This is a genomic window from Ralstonia sp. ASV6 (genome assembly GCF_016429285.1).
In the GTDB taxonomy this organism is placed as follows: domain Bacteria; phylum Pseudomonadota; class Gammaproteobacteria; order Burkholderiales; family Burkholderiaceae; genus Ralstonia; species Ralstonia flaminis.
In genome coordinates this window covers 1-14,645 of record NZ_JAELUI010000002.1, presented here as the reverse complement: position 1 = coordinate 14,645, position 14,645 = coordinate 1, and the positions used below count along the sequence as shown (strand labels likewise).

22 protein-coding genes are annotated in these 14,645 nt (G+C 64.1%); all 22 read right to left on the bottom strand.

Translation table 11 applies throughout. The features are described from left to right. Window positions 1-79 precede the first annotated feature (79 nt). The 22 genes from JHD73_RS00480 to JHD73_RS00375 all read right to left on the bottom strand — a co-directional run bounded on the left by JHD73_RS00480 (window position 80) and on the right by JHD73_RS00375 (window position 14,518). Window positions 80-424, bottom strand: coding sequence for a hypothetical protein (locus JHD73_RS00480; RefSeq protein ID WP_199026646.1), 345 nt, complete (start codon window positions 422-424; stop codon window positions 80-82). A gap of 21 nt (window positions 425-445) precedes the next feature. Further along, window positions 446-1,210 carry a hypothetical protein gene (locus tag JHD73_RS00475; protein ID WP_199026645.1) on the bottom strand — a complete coding sequence of 255 codons (765 nt, stop codon included), beginning with the start codon at window positions 1,208-1,210 and terminating at the stop codon, window positions 446-448. Window positions 1,211-1,249: 39 nt separating this feature from the next. Next, window positions 1,250-1,426, bottom strand: coding sequence for a hypothetical protein (locus JHD73_RS00470; protein ID WP_156669025.1), 177 nt, complete (start codon window positions 1,424-1,426; stop codon window positions 1,250-1,252). Further along, on the bottom strand, window positions 1,423-1,878 hold the full coding sequence (locus JHD73_RS00465; protein WP_199026644.1) for a hypothetical protein: 456 nt from the start codon (window positions 1,876-1,878) through the stop codon (window positions 1,423-1,425). Before JHD73_RS00465 ends, JHD73_RS00470 begins: the two co-directional genes overlap by 4 nt. Beyond that, entirely contained in the window at window positions 1,875-2,291 is a 417-nt protein-coding gene (locus JHD73_RS00460; RefSeq protein WP_199026643.1) for a gp436 family protein, read from the bottom strand. Before JHD73_RS00460 ends, JHD73_RS00465 begins: the two co-directional genes overlap by 4 nt. 6 nt (window positions 2,292-2,297) lie before the next feature. Then, on the bottom strand, window positions 2,298-2,732 hold the full coding sequence (locus JHD73_RS00455) for a hypothetical protein (protein WP_199026642.1): 435 nt from the start codon (window positions 2,730-2,732) through the stop codon (window positions 2,298-2,300). A gap of 123 nt (window positions 2,733-2,855) precedes the next feature. Beyond that, complete coding sequence (locus JHD73_RS00450) at window positions 2,856-3,749, bottom strand: Mu-like prophage major head subunit gpT family protein (protein ID WP_199026641.1); 894 nt, start codon at window positions 3,747-3,749, stop codon at window positions 2,856-2,858. A gap of 63 nt (window positions 3,750-3,812) precedes the next feature. After that, the gene (locus tag JHD73_RS00445; RefSeq protein WP_199026640.1) at window positions 3,813-4,211 is read right to left on the bottom strand and encodes a hypothetical protein; all 399 of its coding nucleotides are present in this window, start codon (window positions 4,209-4,211) and stop codon (window positions 3,813-3,815) included. 43 nt (window positions 4,212-4,254) lie between these two features. Then, complete coding sequence (locus tag JHD73_RS00440; RefSeq protein ID WP_199026639.1) at window positions 4,255-5,310, bottom strand: phage protease; 1,056 nt, start codon at window positions 5,308-5,310, stop codon at window positions 4,255-4,257. Window positions 5,311-5,563: 253 nt separating this feature from the next. After that, window positions 5,564-6,031 carry a phage virion morphogenesis protein gene (locus tag JHD73_RS00435; RefSeq protein WP_199026638.1) on the bottom strand — a complete coding sequence of 156 codons (468 nt, stop codon included), beginning with the start codon at window positions 6,029-6,031 and terminating at the stop codon, window positions 5,564-5,566. 153 nt (window positions 6,032-6,184) lie between these two features. Further along, window positions 6,185-7,555 (bottom strand): phage minor head protein, encoded by a 1,371-nt coding sequence (locus JHD73_RS00430; protein ID WP_199026637.1) that lies wholly within the window; start codon window positions 7,553-7,555, stop codon window positions 6,185-6,187. A 3-nt stretch (window positions 7,556-7,558) separates the two neighbouring features. Continuing rightward, entirely contained in the window at window positions 7,559-9,199 is a 1,641-nt protein-coding gene (locus JHD73_RS00425; protein WP_199026636.1) for a DUF935 domain-containing protein, read from the bottom strand. A gap of 5 nt (window positions 9,200-9,204) precedes the next feature. Then, complete coding sequence (locus tag JHD73_RS00420; RefSeq protein ID WP_233176720.1) at window positions 9,205-10,983, bottom strand: hypothetical protein; 1,779 nt, start codon at window positions 10,981-10,983, stop codon at window positions 9,205-9,207. After that, window positions 10,976-11,476: a DUF1804 family protein gene (locus tag JHD73_RS00415; protein ID WP_064804985.1), complete on the bottom strand. Its 501-nt coding sequence runs from the start codon at window positions 11,474-11,476 to the stop codon at window positions 10,976-10,978. Before JHD73_RS00415 ends, JHD73_RS00420 begins: the two co-directional genes overlap by 8 nt. Beyond that, window positions 11,476-11,697: a hypothetical protein gene (locus JHD73_RS00410; RefSeq protein WP_064804983.1), complete on the bottom strand. Its 222-nt coding sequence runs from the start codon at window positions 11,695-11,697 to the stop codon at window positions 11,476-11,478. Before JHD73_RS00410 ends, JHD73_RS00415 begins: the two co-directional genes overlap by 1 nt. Continuing rightward, complete coding sequence (locus JHD73_RS29700; protein ID WP_082932846.1) at window positions 11,697-11,924, bottom strand: TraR/DksA C4-type zinc finger protein; 228 nt, start codon at window positions 11,922-11,924, stop codon at window positions 11,697-11,699. Before JHD73_RS29700 ends, JHD73_RS00410 begins: the two co-directional genes overlap by 1 nt. Further along, a complete protein-coding gene (locus JHD73_RS00400) occupies window positions 11,911-12,522 on the bottom strand; it encodes a hypothetical protein (RefSeq protein WP_199026635.1) in 612 nt (203 codons plus the stop codon). The genes JHD73_RS29700 and JHD73_RS00400 overlap by 14 nt, the downstream gene beginning before the upstream one ends. Next, the gene (locus JHD73_RS00395; RefSeq protein WP_064804979.1) at window positions 12,503-12,760 is read right to left on the bottom strand and encodes a hypothetical protein; all 258 of its coding nucleotides are present in this window, start codon (window positions 12,758-12,760) and stop codon (window positions 12,503-12,505) included. Before JHD73_RS00395 ends, JHD73_RS00400 begins: the two co-directional genes overlap by 20 nt. Then, window positions 12,757-13,200: a structural protein P5 gene (locus tag JHD73_RS00390; RefSeq protein ID WP_064804977.1), complete on the bottom strand. Its 444-nt coding sequence runs from the start codon at window positions 13,198-13,200 to the stop codon at window positions 12,757-12,759. The genes JHD73_RS00395 and JHD73_RS00390 overlap by 4 nt, the downstream gene beginning before the upstream one ends. A gap of 163 nt (window positions 13,201-13,363) precedes the next feature. Beyond that, a complete protein-coding gene (locus JHD73_RS00385) occupies window positions 13,364-13,639 on the bottom strand; it encodes a hypothetical protein (protein ID WP_199026634.1) in 276 nt (91 codons plus the stop codon). A 39-nt stretch (window positions 13,640-13,678) separates the two neighbouring features. After that, window positions 13,679-14,122, bottom strand: a complete 444-nt coding sequence (locus tag JHD73_RS00380; protein ID WP_064804973.1) for a Mor transcription activator family protein — start codon at window positions 14,120-14,122, stop codon at window positions 13,679-13,681. A gap of 3 nt (window positions 14,123-14,125) precedes the next feature. Then, window positions 14,126-14,518 (bottom strand): gp16 family protein, encoded by a 393-nt coding sequence (locus tag JHD73_RS00375; RefSeq protein ID WP_064804971.1) that lies wholly within the window; start codon window positions 14,516-14,518, stop codon window positions 14,126-14,128. Between the last annotated feature and the right edge of the window lie 127 nt (window positions 14,519-14,645).

The following is a 14,645-nucleotide window of genomic DNA, read 5'->3' as shown; positions in this document are numbered from 1 at the left end:
TTGGATTGCTTGATCTCTTCCCAGGCCGCCAGGTAGACGGCCCAGGGGTACTTCCAGGCGTTCGGATGCCCGAGCCTGATCAGGGCACAGACGGTGCGCTCGAACTCGCCAGGTCGGGCGCGGCGCGATTTCCGATTTCCGCCAGCCGTGCCCGCAGCTCGAAAAAATCCGGGTTCACCTCCTTGATCTTTTCGATCAGCGCGCGGATCTCGCTCGGCGCCAGGCTGCCAAAGGCTTCCGCCGTCAGGTCGGTGCTGGCCAGGATGTCTGCGACAGACACGTCGCGGAACATCAGCGCATCGACCACATCGAGCTGTTGCTGGGGGTCGCGCATGCGTGCGAACCAGGCACGGATCTCTTCCACCGTCAGCTCGCGCACTAGGACGGTGTGCGTGCCGATGGGGACCGTTGTCGTCAGGCTCATGGCTTCCGGCTGCTCCTGGCTTTAGGCGGCGGCCGGCAACTGCACGAGGCGGCCGAACTGGCCGAACTCGGCGCTGTAGGCGCGCGTCGGGTCCAGCATGATTTCGCCAGTCACCTCCATGCCTGCGATATCGCCCGAGCTGATCATCGACAGCTTCTTGAGCGGATCGGTCGACACGCGGTAGAACTCGGCGATCACCGGCTTGCCTTCGTCGGCCAGGTTGATGCCCTCGTAGCGCAGGAAGAACTCGGGCTGCGGCGACGTAAAGATCGACACCGATTCGGCCGCGCCGTAGGAGTAGGCTGCCTTCCAGGGCTGCGTGGTGCCGGTCACATCCTTGATGTCGATGGCCCCGTAGGTCGGGTCCAGGACGTACTTGGACGCATCCACTGGCACCGGCGTCGCCGCCGCATCGGTCAGCACCAGATTTGTGACGGCCGGGTGCGCGAGCGCGATACGGTCGCCTGCAGCGAGCCCGGCGGGCAGCGCTTCACCGGTCACAGTGCCGGCGATGCCCTTGGTGGCGGTGCCGTGCAGGAACAGCGCCAGGTTTTCGGACGAACGCTGCATCGCAGTCATCGACAGACTGGCCGACTTGCCGGCGATGATCTTGACCACCGTCGCGGCCTGGCCCGAGTAGCTTTCCTTGGCCTTCTTCACTTCGACCTGGAATTCGGCATCCAGGGCGCTGACATCGAGCAGCCAACGCAGCGACTTCACGGCGCCGTTGACGCGCATGCCGCCAAAGACCTTGCCCTGGCCGTAGTAGTAGGGTTGCAAATCCATGCTGGGTTCTCCGGGAGTTGAGAAAGTGCGACCGGGCGTTTAACGCTGGCGGCTGCTGGGTGCGGTCTCGGTTGCGACCGCCTTGCCCACGCCGTGCTGTTTCAGCCATTCGGCGTCGTGCTCGTGGACGTGGATCGTGGTGCCTGCGTCCTTTTTCTCGCCGTCGTGCTTGTGCGGCTTGAGCAGTTCGATGGCGACCTTGCTTTGGGTGGTCATGCTTTTCCTCGGATCAGGTTGTTGGTGCGGAAAACAAAGGGGTAGTAGCCGAAACCGTCCTGGTAGCCGGCCTTCGGACCGGGCGCGCGGCGCAACGGTGCCCAGGTGGGAAGCAGCTGGTGTCCCACCAAGCCCTGCAGGAGCTGCCAGATCAGGGGGCCGGCAATGCGCCGCGCGCCTGCACCGCTCTGGACGGTTCCGGAGTGCTTGACCTGCAGCACAACCATCCAGAGCTGCGACGTGAGCTGGACACCGCCGCCGCCCTGCACAGCGGCGCCTTGAGGCACCTCGTCGCCCATGTAAATGACGTGAGCCGCCTTGGGCGCTCTGCGCCAATCCTTGGCGGTTTCGGCGTCTTCGGCGGTGATGACGTGGGGCACGTCTGGGAGCACAACCTTGATGCGGTCGACCAGCGGCTGTTCGATGGCGAAGTAGTCTCCGGTCGCACTCACCAGTTGTTCCCCCAGTCGTTGCGGCCTGCGGACACCTGGACCGTGTTGGCCGGCAGTTGGACGGCTCCCGCCGTATCCAGACCAAGCGACAGCGTGCCGTCAGCGATGCCCCGCAGCAGCTTGAGCTGGCGTGCATAGCGCAGCGCCACCGGGGAGTCGTCCAGGACGTCGTTGGACAGGTAGTACCGCGCCAGGTCGACCGCCACGCGGCGCAGCACGGTGGGCGTGCTGGCCAGCGGCAAGGGGTAGCGCCCCTCCAGGTACACGTTGATTTCGGCGGTGGCCGTCTCGATGGCCTGGGCCACGCGCTCCGCGTCGATCTGACCGGTGGGCGGATCGGCGCGGTCCGTGAGCTGGACCAGCTCTTCGGTGCCGAACTCGCGCACCAGGTCGGCCTGGGTGCAGTACGTCATGGCCGCTTAACTGCCCGACTTCTTGGTGGCGGACCCGGCCTTGGCCAAGGCTTTCTCACGTGCAACCAGATCCGCTTCGCGCTGGTCCAGCTCGCGCTGGCGCTCGTCCAGTTCGACCTGGCGCAAGCGCAGAGCTTTGCCGCTCTCGTCCAGTTCGGACGCTACGCGCTGCAGTTCTGCCTTGAGGTCGTTCAGCTCAGCCGCACGCTTGTCCAGGTCGCCCACGCCGGCATGCGGCACATCGACCAGGCTGCCGTTTTCGTGCAGATGCATCACTGTCTCGAACGTGACCAGATTCGGGTCGCTCTTGATCGCTTGGTGTGCGTCGTGAGGAAGATCGTCCAGCGGGAGATTTTTCGGAACGGAGCCGAACTCCATGCCGGCACGACGAAAACCTTCTCGCTTGGCGACGACGCGCAACACCTTCACTTGCTTGGCCATATGGCCCTCCTGAATTGGTTTCCTGTTTGCGCAGGAACCCTGCTACTGCGCCATGGGTTCCTGGCTGTCTTCCCCCGTGCTTATGGCGTCGCGCGGGCGTTCTCCGGGCGGGGTGCTAAGTGGTTACGGCAACCACGGCGTGACCAGGACGTCGACCGCGTCGCGGTTGATGTTGGTCGCACCCATGGCGTTGCGGTCGGCCTTCACGACTTCAAGCGCCTTACTGCGGTTGCTCGGGCCGCAAATGAGCAGCTTGGGGCGGATGCCAAGCGGGCGGCCGTTATCTCCCGGCAGACCACTCATCTGCGCGTACATGTCATCGAAGGCGTTGCCGTCCAAGGCTTGACGGCTGGCGAAGGCGATCTGCCAGAGGCCGAATCCGACGTTCGAGCGTGCGTCCACGCCGAAGTGGAATTCCTTGTTCCAGAACACGTTCGGATCGTCCAGGTTCTGCAGTGACACGAAGTTGTACGGCTTGCGCACCTGATAGATGATCGGCTTGATGGCACGCGTGTTATCGACCAGGAACCACGGGTTACCGGTACCCCCCTGGAAGTTCGACACGGACATGGTGCCGCCGCCGGGCTTCTTCACCGGGTGGTCGGTATCGAAGAAGTACTGGCCGTCGTAGCAGGTTGAGTTGAAGCCTTTCTGCAGGAGGCTCCACACGAGCGTGTCCGGGTGTTCCTTTGCGTCTCGGCCCATCTGCTCAAACACGGGCTTGTAGACGCCATACGAGTCATCCTCGATGGTGTTCTTCAAGACGCCGATGGTGTTTTCCCAATCCTTGTTCTTGATCGAGAAGTCGGATGTGGCCAGGTTCTGCACGACGCGGTCGCCGATCCACTCGCGGAAGCCCGTGGTTTGGCCCAGCCAGGGATAGACCTCGACCGACGTGGTCGACGGCACTGGCGTGGCGATCTGCGGCCAGTCGGACGGCGCGCCGTCAAAGAACGTTTGAAACGCCAGGTTGTAGCCGCGAAACATCGCGTCCAGGTTCGCGCGGTTGATTTCCATTACTGTGTTCTCCGAGTAGTAGGAGGAAGGCGGTACCGGCTTAAGTCGCCAGCGTTGCCGTGGTTAAAGCGCGACCCAGACGCCTTGCGAGTCAACGTCGCGGATCTTTCCGGCAATCGAACGAGTGTTGCTGCCGTTGGTCTTGGCCACCGTCGAGTCGTCGACGATGTACGCATCGGCCCCCACGTCGGCCAGCGTGATCTGGTCGGCAGCGGCGGAGTTGTCGAAGCGCCAGACTTCGCCGCGACGAACGTTGATCGATACGGCGCCGTCTGCCCCCTTGGTGTTGTCGACCGTCTCTTGGGCCACGCCGACACATACGCCAGTGCCGCCGTTGGCTGCCAGGCCGGCAACTAGGCAGACGAGCGTGCCGGTGTAAATCTTGGTTCCACCCTTCATGGGGAAGGCGAAGTTGGTGCCGATGCGGCGCTGGGTATCGCGGTCAGCGGTTGCTGCAGTCATGTTTCACTCCGGGAGTTGATCAGGTAGGTGAACTGCAGCCGGGTCAGTTCTTGGGCAGCGTCGCTTTGAACTGCTCGGGCGTGTAGCCCATGGCCTTGCAGACAGCCAGGTCGGCGTCGCTCAGGCCGCCCTCATTGGCGGCAGCCCCTGGCGCCTTGCCACCGGTCTGTGTCTGCGACAGAGCCGCGATGGCCGGCGCGGTGGCCACGAAGCTGCGCAGCGCCTCGATATCCTTACCGCCCAGCTCACGCGCCCATTGCAGTTGCGGTTCAAGCAGCTTGCCGGCCTTGCGGGCGCTGTCGATGATGTCGTCCACCTCGCGGCCATTAACCTTCGCGGTCAGGGCGGCGATCTCGGTCTGCATAGCCGTCATCGTGGCCACGGGAACGTACTTGGTCGGGTCGGGCGTTGCGGCGGTAGCACGCAGCGCTGCGATCTCGGTGTCTTTGCTTGCTACCGAATCAGCAGCGGTCTTCAGGGCGGTCAGCGCGGCGGTGGCGGCCTGTTCGTTGTCGGGGTCGATGCCAAGCGACATCAGCAGCTTCTTGAGCCATTCGGGCATTGCGTTCTCCAGGAATTGGTCGTGTTGGAAGTGCGCCGCCGCCCTTAGCGCCACTTCCGGCAGGTCATCCAGGGCGGGGAAATTGGTGAGCGCGACGTGGAGCATCTTCAGCACCGCGCCGGTCTTCTTGTCGTAGGGGAACACCGGCGACAGATAGCGGTATTCGCCATCGACAATCATCTGGCGAGCCCTGGGGGTCCACTCAACGTCAGTGGCGAAGAGGCCGTTCTTCTCTTCGTCGGCATTGCCGTCGCGCCACTCCATCGACTTGAACCAGCCAGCGGCCGGTGCCGGTTGGCCGTTCTTTTCCGCGTTCAGCGTCTGGTGCTCGTAGTCGATGACGATGCGGCGCTGCTGCGCATCGGCCTGGCTGATTACGCGCTGGGCGTCCGCAGCGGTGCAGACCCAGGCGGGGCACTCGGCCGGGCGGCCGTCAACAGAACGGAAAGCACCCGCCGGCAGCAGCTTGATGGGCGCTGACGGCTCGGCTGGGTTCAGCTCGACGGAATAGGAGAGGACGGCGATGGCTTGGGGCATGCCGCCATCGTGCCGAGGGGGAGAGGTTGGTCGTAGCTGGACGAATGTCAGGGAGCCCTGATTCGTCCGCTCGCGCCTGCGCGGTGTTGGTGGCCTGCCTGAATGCGCCTAGCAGGCGATTTAACGTATGTTTAACGCGGGTATCTTTGGGTGCCCGCTACCCGTGTGGCTGGATTCGCCTTGCGCGCCGCCTGAGGCTGTTTAAACGCATCTTCTGGCAAAACCGCAGTACGGTGCGGCTTGGCGGGCGATTTCAGGCGGTTTCGAGATAGTTCGCCAGGAAAGCCAGGATATCGTCGCGGACCTCTGGGAGCAATTGCTGATTGTCGTCCACAGGGACCTGGCGCCGAGCTGGAATCGTGGCTGCCAGCCCACGCCCGGCCTTGCCACCAAAGTTCTGGATCGCCGCGTACTCCACGAAGCTGGACAGCATTGCGTAGTCAGGCCCAGATGAGGCGGTGTAGGAGCCGGCCAGCGTGCCAGTGACATGCAGGATATTGCCCGGCCACGTACCAGCTGCCGTGCGCTTGGCCTTGGTCGAGTCGGCCAAGTCAACCCAGGGCGGGATGCCTTGTTCCTCGAATGCTTGGGACGTGCGCTCGTGCAGGGTCTCCGCGATCTCCTGCATGGCGGGCTGCGCGTTCGTGGCCCGCTCCATGAAGCGGGCAAACAACGCATTGAGCGCCGCGTCGTTCACTTCCAGGTCGATCATCTGGCTCATTCGCTCACCTTTGCTATAGTTGGGATTCCGACCGCCGTGACGGCAGAAAGTCGCCGGGCTGCTCGCTGGGGCCAGGTTTCGACCTGGCCGCTACATGAGGGACACCGGATAAGCCAAGCGGCCTAGCTCCGGAATGGCGCCCCTCCACGGCGGTCACTCTTCCATCTGTCCGGTCAACACTGTGTAACGCTTCCCGTTGGCCAGGTCTGCAGCTTCCACCAGTCCCGCTGTGCGTACCGCGTTGCGCGCCCCTTTCTGTCGGCCGCTGTCATCACGCGTCTGCTGTGCGAAGTCGACGCGCACCACCACCTTGCTCTTTTTCTGCAGACCGTCGCTCTGGAACACGTACACCAGCGCAGGGTCTTCCAAGTCCCACAGGATGGCCTGGGGCGACGCCAGGCGAAACGGCAGGGCCAGGATGTCGTCCATGGGAAGCGCCGCGCTGCGTGCTGTCTTGCTGTCGCGTGCCAGGTGAAGCAGCTCGGCATCGCGCACAGTCAGCGCGGCCGTCTCCGGCTGGATGTCCATGCGCTTGAGTGCCGCCAGCACGTCGGGCTGGAGCGCCCCCACCACCCGGTAGTTGTTCGCCGCGCGCCCCGCCTCGATGACCTGGCTGGCCCACGTGCGGTACTCGGCCGCGAGCTGGGGCAGCGCCAGGTGCAGCGCTGACTGCATTGCCTGGGCGCCCAGCTCCGGGTCGGCGAACTCCACCTTGCGGGCCAGCACCTGGCTGGCCTGCTCCAGGCCGGCGGCGCCGTGGTTGTAGTTAAAGCCGGCGTCCGGATAGAACGTGATCGGTTTGCCGTCGTGCACCAGGCGAATGCCGGTCTGCTCCGTTCGGTAGACCTCGCCAGTACGCGGGTCGACGCCGGCATCAATCTCGCGTGTCACCAGCATGCCGTCGCTGGACGACAGCACCAGGCCCCGGCGCTTCATGTCGCGCTCGGACAGGGCCACCACACGGCAGCGGCAGTTGTAGCCGTTGGGCGGGTACAGGTACTGCCAAATCGGATCGTCGTACCGGAACACCCGGCCGTTTAACGCTGCGTGCGATGGGCGTGTGCGGCCGTCCATGACGGCCACGTACATCCAATACGGCCGGAAGCGCGCGTTGGCCAGCATCTGCTTGTAGCGCGCGGCCATCATCGCGCTCTGCACGTTCGTGCGGTAGATGGTCTCCAGGCGGCGCGGGCTGCCGAGCTGCGCCACCTCGGCACCGCCCTCGCCATCCACGATGACCTGCTTGCCCCACCAGCCCTTGGCCTGCAGGACCGGCGTCAGGTTGCGTTTGAAGGTGCCGAGGCTCCAGCCTTTTTCGAAGACGGATTCGACAGCGCTGCGGATGTCCTGCAGGACATCGAGCCGGGCAACCTTGGCCACCGTGAACGCCTGCGCGTGCGCCGCGTCTCTCACCTCGTACCAGTTCCAGCCGATCTGGAAACCCTTCTGCTTAACAAAGGCGATGGCGTCTTCCGGCGGCATACGGAAGACGGCCCGGATATCGGCGTCGGTGAGCGTTGCCATGCGTTACGCCTGGTCGCTGTCGTCGGCCGTCAGGCGTCCGACCAGGTCGGCAGCGAACAGCATGTTGGCCAGGCTCTCCTGCAGCGCGCTGTCGTCCATGTCCGGGAACAGCTCGGCCAGCAAGCCCAGCGCTGCGTCCGCCGACGGCGCCTCCTGCAGGCGCTTGAGCACATCGGAGAGCAGCTCGACGGCTTGGCGCTGCAGGGTGCCGTCCTGGCCGAGCTGGTCGACGGCCTTGTCCATCTGCACCTGATCCTGGAACGGCTGCGGACTGTCGGTGCCGCGCAGGATGGCCAGCGCGGCGTGCAGTCGGCTACGGTTGGCCGCAACAGAGGGATCGGTGGGCGGCATCCCTGAGCCGTCCGGTGCCGGCGTCGGCGTCGCCGACTGGCGTTGCGGTTGCAGCGTCGCCTCGCCGTCCTTGGGCTTGGGGATGTTGAACTTCTCGTAGGCCCAGCCCTGACCAACCGGCAGCCCAATGTTCACCAGCGTCTGCACGTTGGTAGCCAGCGCGCCCATGTCTTCCGGTTCGCTCACGTGGAAGACCACGCGCGGGCGCCGACGTGGATTGTCCGCCTGACCTCCGTTGAGCACCAGGAGCGGATACACGATGTCACGGCTCAGGGTCGGAGCGAGCTGCCGGCAGTCCGATGCCTGGATGTCGTGGCGCACTTCGTTGTGTACGTCGCCCAGCGCATTGGTTGATGTCTTGCCGTCGGCCTGGCTGGTGAGCGTGCCGCCCAGGATCGCCTTGGACTGTGCCCGCTCCATCATGTCGAACATGACACTGAACGGCACTTCGGTGCCGTTGCTGGCGTTCTCGAATTCGATGGACATTCCCTCGGGAATGATCCCGGCGGCCGAGTGCCCCAACTGCGTGACGGCACGCAGCAGCGCCGACTTCTCTGCATCACCAGCACCGGACGGGTATTTGCCCAGGCGCAGCGGCATGCCGTAGATCTCCAGCAACTCAGCCAGGTCGCGCACGGCGTAGTGCTTGAACAGGTACGGCCATGCCAACACGCGATGCAGGCCGCTGCGCGACACGTAGCCCGACTTGGCCTTGTGCACGTGCTGAATCCAGCCAAAGGGGAGCAGCGTCGACCCATCGGGCGAGTTGTCGCGCAAGCGGATCACGTTCTGGTCGTTCTGCGAGATCTGGAACCACGACTGCGGCCGGTGATGCAGCGTCTTTGGCAGCCAGCTCGCACCGAGTTGCTGCCACTCGATTTCCAGCATCGAGAAGCCATGCCCGATACCGTCGAGCATGTCCAGGATCATGTCTTCCTTGCCGGGGATGTCGCTGACAAGCTCCTGGACCATGGCCGCGTCGCGCTTTTCCCTGGCGCTCGGATTCTTGGGGGGCTCGACCGTCCACTCGATGTTAAGGACGGCGCGCTTGCGCTTGCTCATCTCCGAATAGATGTGCGCATCCCGCTCTTCCATGTCCAGGAACAGGTCCGTCTGCGCTTGCAGGCGTCCGCGCTCGGCTTCTTCCAGCAGGCGCGCGAGCTTGTACGGCGTCATGCCGCGCGCCGGGTGGTTGGCGTATTCGCGGTGCAGGTAGGTCAGCTCGGCGGTTTGCTGCTCGCGCAGCACTGCCTGCTGGATGGGGTTGCCATTGACGTCAACGATGGTTGCCATGATCGTTACCAGTTGCCGGCGAACGGCGAATCGCCGCTATGCTCGGATTGCGTTTCTGCGGTGGAGGAGTGACGGCTGGCGGCCGTGAACTCGAAGTGGCCATTGCCCCGCGTGCTGGCGATGTGCCAAAGCAGGTGCAAGGCGGTCAGACCGTCGTAGTGATGCCCTGATTGCGGCTCGGGCCAGGTGTCCAGCTCTGAAAGCAGCGCAGTCAGCTTGGCGTGCAACAGGATCATCGGCGCTACCCGGTCCGTGATGTACGGCTCCAGGGAGTCGATGCGAACTTCTGGCGCCACCGTGGCGGTGATACCCACCAGCGGCAGCGGCACACCCTTGAGCGCAGCGTTGATCATGAACGTCTGCCGCGAGTGCTCATAGGCGTTGTTGTTCTCGAACGCCCAGGCTCGACATTTGAACTCGCGCTGAGCGTCGATCAGGTCGGCTTCCAGTTTCGATATCACGCGGCGCTTGATTACGGCTTCCACCACGTGCAGCTTCATGTTCCACGTATCCAAGCCACCGACCAGGATGGCGGACGGGTCGGACGTTTCGCCCTTGCCCATCGACGGATCACAAGCCCCGTACATGATCCAGTGCTGCAGCCGCTGCACCCAGAACGTGATGTTCCCGAAGACCTTGTCTTCGTCGGAGCGCGGATCGCCCTGCATTTCGGTGGCGAAGGCGCGCGGCGAGGTGGCCCGCTGACGCATCAACCAGAACAGCGAACGCACGGTTGGCCAGGAAATCACCGCGCCTTCGTCCATGCCGGCCTTGTTCTCCAAGTAGAACTGGAAGGACGGCAGTTCTGTTTCGGCGACCACCTTGCCCTGTGCAAGGGCCTGCTCCACAAATGGCTTGTCGGCATTGCGCATGAGCTGCTCGCATTGCTCCCACAAGTCCATGTTCACCGGCAACTTGACGAGCGCGCGGAAGTGGTGGACCACGTGGCCGATGGTCTTCTTGGCCCGCGAGATCGGATCGTCTTTGTCCAGGATCGTGCCCACGCCCAGGTACTTGACCGTACCGTCAGGCGGCCCGAGGTAGTCGATGGCCTTGGTCAGCCAGGTCCAGCGGTTCTCGCGCTCAGTCGGGCTCTTTGCCTCGGCGTCGGTAATCAGATCATCGCCAAATAGCACCTTGGGGCGAGACGCCCCGTGGAACGTGCCCCGGATCGCCTGCTCAGCGCCGAACGGCTCGAACTTAACGCCCGTGCGCGTGACGATTTCGCCAACCTTCCAGGTGCTACCCTTGCCGCACACCTCGGGGAAGTCAACCGCCAGCACTGAGTTGGCGATGTGCTCAGTCTTGATGACTTCCAGCAGCTTGGTAGGCAGCTTGGTCTCCGCGCCCAACAAGATGCCGTAGTCGATGAACGGTGGAGGCGGGCCTTGCCAGCCCACCTCCTTGCGCACCTCTTCGCGCTGCAGGAGCCCCTGCACCGAAATCCACACCGGGCCAACCTTGGTCAACAGTGACGATTTGGCCTCGCCCCGTGGCGCGATCCACCATTCCTTAACGCCGCCGGCCTGGCGCAGCAACTGCGGGAACCGCGTGCAGAACTGTCCCTGGAACATCGACGGCTCGCCGCGAATGTGATGCGGGAAGTAGGTGTAGGCGAAGAACTGGAAATCGCCGTCGACCAGGACGCGGCGGCGGCGCTCAGCAATCGCGGCCGGACTTGTGTCCAGGCCGCTTTGGTATGCCTCGATGTCACGTCGCAGCTGAGCACCGAGCTTCTGGAGTTCTTCCAGGAACTCCTTTTCTGTGACTTGCGTATCAGCCATAGTCGCGGGCCAGCTCGCGGCCGAAGCCGTCGAGCATCTGTGCAAACACTCCGATCAGGTCGGCGTGGTGTTCCTTAACGTAGGCGGCCAGGCGCTGCAGCACGTCCATGGCCGTGGCCAGCTCGGACGTCTCGGGCAGGATGCGCTTGGATGCGGCGATGGTCTTGTTGTACGCATCGGCCAGGCTGGCCAGGAGCTGGACCTTGTCGGCCGGCTTCAGCTCCTTGTCGGTCTGCAGAGCCTCCATCGACGCCTGGTACTGCAGGACGAGACCAGCCAGCATCTGGCGCGCAATATCTTCGATGGTGCCGCCGGCCATGAGCTGCGCAGCCTGCGCCTTGTCCCAGTCGTCGCCGTTGGCCTTTGCGTCGGCCTTCCAGCGACGGGCCGTGCTGATTGGCACGCCGGCGGAGACGGCCGCCAGCTCCAACGACAGACGCTGGAACACGAACGCGCTGCGGACCTTGTCCCGCACTGCCTGGTCGTACGCCATTACAGGCCCAGCTTGCGCTTGGCGAACTCGACGCCGAGAGCGGTTAGCACTGCCGTGAAGCCGCCGGCAATGGCGCCCGTCTGAGCTGCTTTCACCTCGACGGCGCGCAGGCGTTTGTCCATGCTGTCCATGCGTTGGCCTTGGCTCTGTTGATTCACCAGCATCATGTCCAGCTTGCCCTCCATGCGGCCAAGCGCCTGGACCAGGTCTTTGTCGTCCATCAGATTCTCCGGGTGTGTTGGTCCAGGCGTGCCTGGCAGTTGATGCAATACCGGCAACCCGGTACTGCCAGGCGGCGGGCCTCGGGAATCTCCCGGCCGCAAAGGGGGTTCGTGCAGATTGGGGCGGACTCGCCCTTAGGGATACGCGACCGAACTGCCTCGACGGTCGCGTCGCGTTCCAGCTGTTCGACGCGGCTGGCCTCGTCCAGGGCTTTATTGCTTAACATCCAGCCCTTCCTCGTAGTCGATCAGCTTGTTGAGCTGTGCTTCCAGGTCTTTCGCTCCTGCCGCGTAGTCGATGTGATGACTCAGGACGCCGGCTTGAGTGATGGCCGCGGGGGCGAGATCGTCGTCTCCTGGAGCGGCACCGGCGGTTTCGGTCGCTTGAGCAGGTACGCTGGTGCCTTGGGCGTTGGCGGGCACTGAAGCACCGATGGCTGCGTTGTAGCTGCGCAGCCAGCCGCGAGTGAACACGCAAGCAGGAACAGGCACCGGCTGGGCAGCCGGCGCCGGACGGTAGACAGTCGTGACATGGGGCACCTGTGCATGAAGGTCGGCGGCCGTCTGCGCGTTGCCGCGCTCCTGGTCCACCAGTTGGCTGGTCAGCAGGTTGCCCAAGGCGACACGCTGGCCAAAGTTCTGCAGGGCCTTGTCCAACCCTGCGGCGGTAACGGTGGCCAGGCCTGTCTTGTACGTCGACATGGCCAGATCGCCGTTCTTGGTGGCTTCCTTGAACCCCAGGTGGTAACCCACGCCACCGCCAATCATGGCGATGACCAAGGCGATCAGCAGGATCAAGGGGGCGTTAAGTAGACGGTTGGGCATCGGGCTTGCCTTTGCTGGTGACGTAGCGCATCAGGACTGTGTAACCGCCCACGGCCGCCAAGTAGACGCCCCAGATCTCGGGCGTCAGGCGGTGGTCCCAGCCTTCGCGCAGGAACACCACCGTGGCGGCTGCGTTGGCGACGTTGGGCCACAGCTTGGTGTGGGAAAGCCGGCCGGTGCCGGCATCGGTCACCAGCTCGGCCAGGCGTTTGAGGATGTAGCGCAGCAGCCGGATCATTTCAGCGTGGCCAGCGCCAGGCGTACGCCTTCCTCTATGAGCGCAGCGCTGTAGGGCTGCATGCCGTTTTCGTGTCGGATGATTCCGCTCACGATGCAGCGCAGCGTGCCGCCGTCCGTCAGGTCGATGCGTGCGTCGGGGTGGACGGCCAGAGCCTGTGCCACTGCGGCGATGTACGACTCGGTGTCGTTTTCGTTGGGCGGCGCCCAGCGCGAAATCACCTCGCGCACCGTGTCGATACCTGGGCCACCGATGCCGGGCATGCCGGTCTTGCTGCGGTAGTTGAGCAACACGACCGCCATGGCACGGATGCCAAAGCGCGGCTCGGAGAACTGGCAAAAGTCCTTGTCCGTGCGCATGTGCGACGGAATCAGACCCTGCCAGTCGTCTTTCCAGCGGATGTTGCCGGGGTTGTTGTTGCGAATGCCTCGGGGTTGCACGGTCTACGCTCCAAACAGTCAACGCCGAACGCCGGCGCAACGGTACGGGGGCAGTCTCGCGCGTGCGTGTCGGAGCCTGGAGCAGGACACATGTCAGGGAGCACCAAAGACAAAGCCCCGCGCTTGGCGGGGCTTGTTGTCGGGGAAGGTACAGAACGCCGGGTCAGTTTGATGCGTCGCGCCAGGCGCGAATCTGTGTGCGCGCGTCTCGGATGCGTGCGGCCAGCACCGGACGAGGAATGTCGGAAAGATCGGCTTGGGTGAACTGGACGGCGATAAAGCAGAAGCCCCGCGTTTGATCGCGGCGATACATCGCCCACTCATAGCCGCCTGAAATCGGGCGCTTCTCGTTTGCGACCGACTTTCCGCGCCTCGCAACATACGTGGTCATAGCGGGCTCGTCGTCCTGGTACTTATCGCGTGATGTCGGTTGCTGCATAGGGCCTCCCGAAATTTCGGCCTATTGTGCCACTTACCGTTAAAACAACACATTCTGTGCGCTGGACGCCGGACCACTTCTATCGGTCTCGTTCAGGATGCGCCAGATCTGGCGGTCACTCTTGCGAAAGCGCGGCGCCATCTGGGCTACGGCGCGCATGGCAGCCATGCGTTCGACCTGCGTCAGTCGGTCGAACTCCGCGCGGATCTCCCGGTTGCGCAGCTCGCGCAGCGCCTCGGAACAGTTGGCGAAGTACAGTTCCTGGCCGCCGAACTTGCCGACAAGCTGCAGGGCCGCTTCATCTCCGATCACATCGGCAACCAGGCGGAACTGCTTTTCGCCTGCAGCGCTCTTGCGCACAGGCACGCGGTAGGTTGAACCGCCGAACGTCTCGACAAGCTGCAGCGCAGCGGCGGCGCCAACGGCGTCGACCACCTGGTGAATCACGCGGGGCAGCAGGCCCTGGACGCTTTCAAGCTGCATGCATCACCCGTTTCGGTTGGCGCTCATCTGGAGCGCGGCGGTCAGGCGCCAGAGCTGATCGCGGTCGCACCACTCCAGCTTGTCGACGTTAAACATGCGCTTGGCCATCGCCTCGGCGTAGGCCCACGGCTTGCCGCTGTCGGCCAGCAGCGCCTCGATCTTGCCGACCAGACGCGCACGGTCGCCACCGATGCGCGGCTTGCGGCCGGTCTGCTTGGTTGGCTTGAAGCCCGAGCGCTGCAGGTGCGCCAGCACCTTGGTGGCGCCCGCGTCGTCCAGGTCTTTGGACGACTGCACGCCACCGACCGACTGCAGCATGGCGCGGTAGGTATCCTCATCCATGCCGAGCTGCTTCCGGGCGATGTGGATCTTGGCCAGGTTGGCGCGCGATGCCATGGTCAGGCCGCTTTCTCAATGGGAGACGGATAGCCCAGGCTCAAAACCTCCACTTCAACGCAGGTCTTGCCGAAGTGGCGCAGCATCGTTTTGGCCGAAGGCCAGAACGGCAAGTACGACGTGTGGG

Bases quoted from the DNA above. Each gene is read 5' to 3' on its own strand.
- JHD73_RS00380 (WP_064804973.1), bottom strand. From the start codon at position 14,122: ATGCAGCTTGAAAGCGTCCAGGGCCTGCTGCCCCGCGTGATTCACCAG.
- JHD73_RS00460 (WP_199026643.1), bottom strand. From the start codon at position 2,291: ATGACGTACTGCACCCAGGCCGACCTGGTGCGCGAGTTCGGCACCGAA.
- JHD73_RS00480 (WP_199026646.1), bottom strand. From the start codon at position 424: ATGAGCCTGACGACAACGGTCCCCATCGGCACGCACACCGTCCTAGTG.
- JHD73_RS29700 (WP_082932846.1), bottom strand. From the start codon at position 11,924: ATGTTAAGCAATAAAGCCCTGGACGAGGCCAGCCGCGTCGAACAGCTG.
- JHD73_RS00420 (WP_233176720.1), bottom strand. From the start codon at position 10,983: ATGGCTGATACGCAAGTCACAGAAAAGGAGTTCCTGGAAGAACTCCAG.
- JHD73_RS00450 (WP_199026641.1), bottom strand. From the start codon at position 3,749: ATGGAAATCAACCGCGCGAACCTGGACGCGATGTTTCGCGGCTACAAC.
- JHD73_RS00435 (WP_199026638.1), bottom strand. From the start codon at position 6,031: ATGAGCCAGATGATCGACCTGGAAGTGAACGACGCGGCGCTCAATGCG.
- JHD73_RS00425 (WP_199026636.1), bottom strand. From the start codon at position 9,199: ATGGCAACCATCGTTGACGTCAATGGCAACCCCATCCAGCAGGCAGTG.
- JHD73_RS00415 (WP_064804985.1), bottom strand. From the start codon at position 11,476: ATGGCGTACGACCAGGCAGTGCGGGACAAGGTCCGCAGCGCGTTCGTG.
- JHD73_RS00475 (WP_199026645.1), bottom strand. From the start codon at position 1,210: ATGGATTTGCAACCCTACTACTACGGCCAGGGCAAGGTCTTTGGCGGC.
- JHD73_RS00375 (WP_064804971.1), bottom strand. From the start codon at position 14,518: ATGGCATCGCGCGCCAACCTGGCCAAGATCCACATCGCCCGGAAGCAG.
- JHD73_RS00440 (WP_199026639.1), bottom strand. From the start codon at position 5,310: ATGCCCCAAGCCATCGCCGTCCTCTCCTATTCCGTCGAGCTGAACCCA.
- JHD73_RS00470 (WP_156669025.1), bottom strand. From the start codon at position 1,426: ATGACCACCCAAAGCAAGGTCGCCATCGAACTGCTCAAGCCGCACAAG.
- JHD73_RS00395 (WP_064804979.1), bottom strand. From the start codon at position 12,760: ATGATCCGGCTGCTGCGCTACATCCTCAAACGCCTGGCCGAGCTGGTG.
- JHD73_RS00430 (WP_199026637.1), bottom strand. From the start codon at position 7,555: ATGGCAACGCTCACCGACGCCGATATCCGGGCCGTCTTCCGTATGCCG.
- JHD73_RS00410 (WP_064804983.1), bottom strand. From the start codon at position 11,697: ATGGACGACAAAGACCTGGTCCAGGCGCTTGGCCGCATGGAGGGCAAG.
- JHD73_RS00455 (WP_199026642.1), bottom strand. From the start codon at position 2,732: ATGGCCAAGCAAGTGAAGGTGTTGCGCGTCGTCGCCAAGCGAGAAGGT.
- JHD73_RS00400 (WP_199026635.1), bottom strand. From the start codon at position 12,522: ATGCCCAACCGTCTACTTAACGCCCCCTTGATCCTGCTGATCGCCTTG.
- JHD73_RS00385 (WP_199026634.1), bottom strand. From the start codon at position 13,639: ATGCAGCAACCGACATCACGCGATAAGTACCAGGACGACGAGCCCGCT.
- JHD73_RS00445 (WP_199026640.1), bottom strand. From the start codon at position 4,211: ATGACTGCAGCAACCGCTGACCGCGATACCCAGCGCCGCATCGGCACC.